This window comes from Alkalibacillus haloalkaliphilus C5, assembly GCF_000269905.1.
Classification (GTDB): domain Bacteria; phylum Bacillota; class Bacilli; order Bacillales; family Alkalibacillaceae; genus Alkalibacillus; species Alkalibacillus haloalkaliphilus_A.
The window spans coordinates 1-4,953 of sequence record NZ_AKIF01000183.1; the positions used below are offsets into that span (position 1 = coordinate 1).

The following is a 4,953-nucleotide window of genomic DNA, read 5'->3' on the forward strand; positions in this document are numbered from 1 at the left end:
GTAGAGATGAAGTGTTGGAGCACCTTGGATATGAAAATGCACATGTAGTAGAGACACAACCTACACTATCCGAAAATATTGCAAGGTTTGTCACAAGTCCGATTGTAATACCGATATTATTATCTATTGCAAGTCTAGGACTTATTGTAGAATTATACTCGCCAGGTTTTGGAATTCCTGGTATTATGGGAGTATCGTCATTAATTCTTTTCTTTTATGGACATTTAATCGCAGGTTTTGCTGGGCATGAAGCGATGATCTTATTGCTTACAGGCTTAGTGCTCATTATACTCGAAATATTCTTCCCAAGTGGTGTTTTTGGTATTATTGGTGGTGGAGCCATATTAGGGGCTATGCTCGTATCTGGTGCAGATATGGGGCATATGGCATTAAGTATTGGCATTTCATTATTGTTAGCATTTGTATTGGCATTTTTCCTATTTAAGAAATTGGATACAAACCGTGGTTTATTTAAGTATTTAGTACTAAAGGACCAAACGAGTAATGAATTAGGTTATGTATCTAATGAAAACCGTCGAGAGTTAGTGGGGATGGAAGGTCAAGCGCTAACTTTCTTAAGACCATCGGGAACTGCACTTTTTGGAGATGAGAGGTTAGATGTTGTTTCAGAAGGCGGTTTTATAGACCGGAATCAAGCCGTTAAGATTGTGAAGGTAGAAGGTTCTCGGATTGTCGTTCGAGAATTGATTAATAAAGAAGAAAATTAGGAGGAGTAAATATGGAATTAACAGATCTGTTTCCACTTATAATTGTTGCTGTATTAGTTATTGGTATAGCAATCCTATTCACATTCGTACCAGTTATGCTATGGATTAGTGCCTTAGCTGCTGGTGTACGTATTAGTATCTTTACATTAGTAGGTATGCGTTTACGTCGAGTTGTACCGAAAATGGTTATTAACCCGCTAATTAAAGCACATAAAGCGGGATTAGCTGTTAATACAAACCAATTAGAAAGCCACTACTTAGCAGGTGGTAATGTTGACCGCGTTGTAAATGCACTAATTGCTGCTCAGCGTGCAAACATTGAGTTAAGTTTCGAACGTTGTGCTGCGATTGACTTAGCAGGTCGTGATGTATTAGAAGCTGTTCAAATGAGTGTTAACCCGAAAGTAATTGAAACGCCATTTATCGCAGGTGTTGCAATGGACGGGATTGAAATTAAAGCTAAATCGCGTATTACTGTACGTGCTAATATCGACCGCTTAGTTGGTGGTGCAGGTGAAGATACTGTAATCGCTCGTGTTGGTGAAGGTATTGTAAGTACAATCGGTTCTTCAGAAAGTCACAATAAAGTACTAGAAAACCCAGATATTATTTCTCAAAACGTATTATCTAAAGGTTTAGATGCTGGTACAGCATTCGAAATTCTATCAATTGATATTGCTGATATTGATATTGGTAAGAACATCGGTGCAATTTTACAGACAGACCAAGCAGAAGCAGATAAAAACATTGCACAAGCAAAAGCAGAAGAGCGTCGTGCAATGGCAGTAGCTCGTGAACAAGAAAATATTGCCAAAGTACAAGAAATGCAAGCTAAAGTAGTTGAAGCAGAAGCTCAAGTACCACAAGCATTAGCTGAAGCACTGCGCAATGGTAATATGGGTGTTATGGATTACGTTAATTATAAAAACGTATTAGCAGACACTGACATGCGTGAAATGATTGGTAAGTTAAGTAAGCATGAAAATGACGAACATGAAGACAAGAAATAATCTACCTACTGAGGAGAGCTGATTATTATGGCTAATTTGTTTGAAGTAATAGTAGGTAACATATTTATAATCATTGCATTAATTGTCGGTTTGCTTAGTATTTTCCAGAAGGAACAAAAGCAAGGTGACCGACGCGAGCGACCGGTTTTTGGTGATCAGAGCCAAAGACCACAAATGCCTAATCGTGAACAACGCGAGCAGCTTGAGCAAGCTAAAGAAACTGTTCAAGATAAAGCTCAAGAAAAAATGGATGATATCTCAGAGAAGGCTTCAAGTTGGTATGAAGCGATGCAAGATTCAAAAGATCGTCTTGAAAAAGTTGCAAATGAAACTCAAGATTCGATCCAAAGTGAAGCAATTGGTGGTATGGATGCCATTAAGCAAGGTTCTATTGCAGAAGATGATCGTTCATCAATTTCTAGAGTCTCTGTTCACCAAAATATTACACGTAAAAGGATTGTCGAAAGCGTTATTATGGCGGAAGTCCTTGGTAAACCAAAATCGAAAAAACAACGTACAATATAATTTCTTTTTTAAACACAGGATGTAGTATACATCCTGTGTTTTTTTCATACATTGGTCTTGATAGGGGGTAAATAAATGAAGCACATCCCAAGTAAATTTAGTCGTTGGTTAACTAACTATGGCATGTTACCGAAGGACGTTATATATGATTACCCACGAGTGACAATGATTGGCAACATACATTTATATATTGAAAACCATAAAGGACTATTAAGTTTTGATGAAACAACAATTACAGTGAAGCAAGATCAAGGGAAAATTATCATTCAAGGTAAACAACTCGTCATTAAAAATCTACTTGCTGAAGAGATCGTAATTGAAGGTGTAATTGACAATGTTAGTTGGGAGAGTAGTACATAAGAGAGGGGGAGCTTTCCATTAAGAAATTGTCTTATCGGGGAAATGTTGAAGTTGTGGTAAAAGGTGGACAAGTTGAATCATTTCTTAATAATTTGATTGAAGATGGAGTTAAGGTCGAACAGATTAAGAGGATAGATGATCAAATAGTTAAGATGAATGTTGATTATTTAGCTATACCTTATTTAAAAGCGACGAGAAAGCAATACGGTTGTAAATTAAAGTTTAACGACCGTTCAGGTATTCCAACAATGTATAGTAAACGCAAGAAATGGTTGCCACCTCTAATTGGTGTTGTGTTGTCGTTTTTATTTATTTTATTATTATCAAATGTTGTTTGGAACATTACAGTGGAAGGTGGAAGTCCAGAGACTCGTTACGAAGTTAACCAGTTGTTAGATACATTAGGATTAAAAGAAGGCAATTGGGTTCAAAATATGGAGGACATTAGTACAATAGAAAGAGAAATCATGAATAGTATAGATGAAGTTTCGTATGTTGGAATTAGCAAAAGTGGCAGTTCTTATAATATCTTAATTGAGGAATCGGAAACGATGGAACAAAATGTTAATCGTGATCCGACTAACTTAGTAGCGAGTAAAGCTGGTACAGTTGATTCAATGTTTATTGTTAATGGACGACCAGTCGTTCAAATTAATGATTTTGTCGAAAAAGGTGATGTATTAGTTACAGGAGAATTAGATGAGGATGGCGAAGTACTAACATATGCTGAAGGTGAAGTTATTGCTGAAGTATGGTATGAAGTAAATGTAGAAGTTGATTTTTCCCAATACTTACTCGCTTTAACACCCGATGCAACAAAGCGTTATTCTGTATCACTGTTTAATTCATTTGAATGGATGCCAAGAGGGGCTGGAGACCGTCGTTTGCTATTATCACAAGACCGTCCAATTTATTTTCTGAATTGGGAGTTACCTATTAGCTTCCATGAACATTATTTTTATACTGAAGAAGAGGCGATTAGTGAAGTAGACTTAGATAATCATATTCACCAAGCTGTAGAAGAGCAGTTAAAAAGGCAACTAGGTCAATCTGTTGACGTCACATATCAAAAAGTTTTGCACGAGGAAAGGTACAGTGATAAAGTTAAATTAGAAATGTTTGTTAAAGTTTTAGAAGATATTACTGAAGAACAAATAATCGACCAAGGAGATTGATTTATGCAAGCAGGAAAACAAACAATTAATTTACATCTTGAAGATCACAATGATACGTTAAACTTGTTTGGAACAAATGATCGTCACATTAGACAAATTGAAGAATTTTTGCCCGTTAAAATTATTACACGTGGTGGACAAATTAAAATAGAAGGTAAACAAGAAGATATTGAGTTAGTCCATGAACTACTACAAAAAGTATTGAAAGTGATTAAAAAAGGTATTACGGTTACTGAACGCGATATTGTATATGGTATTGAGTTAGCTAGAACAGATAAATTAGAACAGTTTGAGACATTGTTTGAAGATGAGATTACGAAAAACCAAAATGGTAAGCCAATAAGAGTTAAAACTTTAGGACAACGCGATTATGTTGCTGCAATTAAAGCAAATGACCTGGTGTTCGGAGTCGGACCTGCCGGAACAGGCAAAACATATTTAGCTGTAGTAATGGCAGCAAAAGCTTTAAGAAATGGTGAAGTGAAACGTTTAATTTTAACTCGCCCTGCGGTTGAAGCTGGTGAAAGTTTAGGGTTTTTACCAGGAGACCTTAAGGAGAAGGTAGATCCGTATTTACGTCCACTTTATGATGCATTACATGATGTGATTGGTGCTGAACATACTGCAAGATTAATGGAACGAGGTACAATAGAGATTGCACCATTAGCCTATATGCGTGGTCGAACATTAGATGATGCTTTTGTCATTTTAGATGAAGCGCAAAATACTACACCAGAACAAATTAAAATGTTCTTAACAAGATTAGGTTTTGGGTCAAAAATGGTTGTTACAGGTGATATAACACAAATAGACTTACCTAAAGGTGTAAAGTCAGGCCTTAAAGTGACTGAAGAGAAGTTAGACAAAGTAAGAGGCATATCATTCAATTACCTTAAGGGGTCTGATGTTGTAAGACACCCATTAGTACAACGCATTATTGATGCTTACGAAGAGTAAATTATTTAGTACTGGGGAATAAGCGTATGGGGAATCTCAAACGGACACGACATTCGTCCTCTAAAAGTTCTAATTTTAATGTAATTGTAACAGCATTAGTTGCTCCTCTATTTCTAATGGCAATTGTATTTATTTATTACTTACAAGGACAAGCAACTGAACATGAGTTGATGGTCGCTTGTTTAATAGCTTTTCTTT

At 36.2% G+C, this 4,953-nt stretch carries 6 protein-coding genes; all 6 read left to right on the plus strand.

All coding sequences use genetic code 11. The features are described 5' to 3' along the window. On the plus strand, window positions 1–728 hold a 728-nt coding region (locus A194_RS0114560; RefSeq protein WP_017187537.1), incomplete at its 5' end, for an NfeD family protein. Between the two features lie 11 nt (window positions 729–739). Then, window positions 740–1,738 (plus strand): flotillin-like protein FloA, encoded by a 999-nt coding sequence (floA, locus tag A194_RS0114565; protein WP_017187538.1) that lies wholly within the window; start codon window positions 740–742, stop codon window positions 1,736–1,738. Window positions 1,739–1,765: 27 nt separating this feature from the next. Further along, window positions 1,766–2,263 (plus strand): hypothetical protein, encoded by a 498-nt coding sequence (locus A194_RS0114570; RefSeq protein WP_017187539.1) that lies wholly within the window; start codon window positions 1,766–1,768, stop codon window positions 2,261–2,263. A gap of 75 nt (window positions 2,264–2,338) precedes the next feature. Next, window positions 2,339–2,623 (plus strand): sporulation protein YqfC, encoded by a 285-nt coding sequence (yqfC, locus tag A194_RS0114575; protein ID WP_017187540.1) that lies wholly within the window; start codon window positions 2,339–2,341, stop codon window positions 2,621–2,623. A 26-nt stretch (window positions 2,624–2,649) separates the two neighbouring features. Next, window positions 2,650–3,798 (plus strand): sporulation protein YqfD, encoded by a 1,149-nt coding sequence (yqfD, locus tag A194_RS0114580; RefSeq protein WP_017187541.1) that lies wholly within the window; start codon window positions 2,650–2,652, stop codon window positions 3,796–3,798. A gap of 3 nt (window positions 3,799–3,801) precedes the next feature. Then, a complete protein-coding gene (locus A194_RS0114585; RefSeq protein WP_017187542.1) occupies window positions 3,802–4,755 on the plus strand; it encodes a PhoH family protein in 954 nt (317 codons plus the stop codon). The last annotated feature ends 198 nt before the right edge of the window (window positions 4,756–4,953 follow it).